At 67.4% G+C, this 1,587-nt stretch carries 1 protein-coding gene; it reads right to left on the bottom strand.

What is annotated here, in order from left to right; translation table 11 throughout:
* Positions 1–158 precede the first annotated feature (158 nt).
* Positions 159–1,587: autotransporter outer membrane beta-barrel domain-containing protein (locus tag DNJ95_RS19280; RefSeq protein ID WP_476756062.1), on the bottom strand; the 1,429-nt coding region annotated here is incomplete at its 5' end.

The raw sequence follows: 1,587 nt of genomic DNA, 5'->3' as shown, positions 1-1,587 counted from the left end.
CACCTGAACGATCGACGCCGCCAACCCTGGTACACACGGTGCGGCCTACGCCAGGGTTCACGACAAGACGACAACAGACCCGAGGCATATCCGACTCCCTGGAAGCCGCCAGCGGCCGGCGCCGTTGGCGGTATATGCGGTAGCTGCGCAGCACAGGCTCAGACCAGCACGCTGGATACCCCCTGCTCATCCTCATCCGTCCGCGTGCCCAGGTGCAGCAAGGCATCCAGCGGCTCCAGCGGTGGCAGGTCGGCAACCAGCGACGAAGCCAGCTCCAGGGTCTCGCCCGTCTCCAGCACCAGGCTGAGCGACTCCGTGGCGAACAGCCCATCCAGCGTCAGGCCCAACTCGTCCGACTGTTCCGGCTGCGCGGCGCTCTCACTAGACAGACCGAGGTCCAGGGAGAAAAGTTGCAACCCCGTGCCGCCGCTCAGCCCCGGCAACAGGGGCGGCAGCAGGCCGCCGATGATGCCGCCCACCAGGTCGCCCAACCCACCCAGGCCATCGAGCACGCCGCTCAATAGATCGCCGACCACCGGAATCCCATCCAGCACCCCGGCATCCAGCAAGTGCAGGCTGAGGCCGGACACCACCTCGCTGATATCCGCCTCGCCGCTCACTTGCCCCGCCAGTACGCCGCTGGACAGGGCCGGCAGGGTCAGCAGGTCGTCGATGACCGGCGCCAGCAGGTCGCCCACCGCCGAGAGCACGCCTGTCACCAGTGAGCCCTCGGGGTCCACATAGCCCGTCTCGCCCAGGGTGAAGGAAGCGCCAACCAGCGGTTGCAGCGCATCGTTCAAGGAGCCGACCAGGCTGTTGCTCAGCCCGCCCAGCGGGGTTGCCAGCAAACCTTCCAGCTCCAGCCCGGCATCCAGCGAAATCAGCAGGTTGCCGGTCAAGGCACCGAGCGGCAGCAACCCGCCATTGGCCGAACCGCCCGGCAGCACGCCACCCAGCAGATTGCCCAGGCCGCCGTCACCCAGCAGGTTGGCGAGCGCGCCTCCCGTACCCAGCAGGTCGTTGAGCAGGTCCGTGATCGGCGTGGCGTTGCTCAGGCCTTGCAGGATGCTGTTCAGCGCAGTGACCAGCGGGGTCAGGGCACCGTCGTCGGCGATGCTCAGGCCGTTTACCAGATGGGTCAGCGCACCCAGGCCATCCGGCGTGCTGGTCAGGTTTTCCAGGATGCCGGTCAGGCCGCTCAGGGCACCGTCGTTCGGATCGACCAGGGCATTGACCAGGTCACTCAGCGGTTCGATCGCCGTCTCGTTGCCCAGGTTGCCCACCAGGGTCTGCACCGTGGAAACCAGGCCCGTGCCGCTGCCATCGCTGCCGCCCGGCAGCGTGCCTTGCAGCAGGTTCTGCAACTGGCCTTGCAGCCCGCTAATCAGGCCGCCATCGCCCAGCAGGCCGTTTACCAGCGGGGTCAACGGGGTATCGTTTTCCAGGCCCTGGAGGATGCTGTTCAGCGCAGTGACCAGCGGGGTCAGGGCACCGTCGTCGGCGATGCTCAGGCCGTTTACCAGATGGGTCAGCGCACCCAGGCCATCCGGCGTGCTGGTCAGGTTTTCCAGGATGCCGGTCAGGCCG

Origin of the sequence: Stutzerimonas kirkiae (assembly GCF_004327335.1) — a bacterium.
Lineage (GTDB): Bacteria > Pseudomonadota > Gammaproteobacteria > Pseudomonadales > Pseudomonadaceae > Stutzerimonas > Stutzerimonas kirkiae.
The sequence above is the reverse complement of the archived record's forward strand: the minus strand, read 5'-3'. Positions and strand labels throughout refer to the sequence as shown.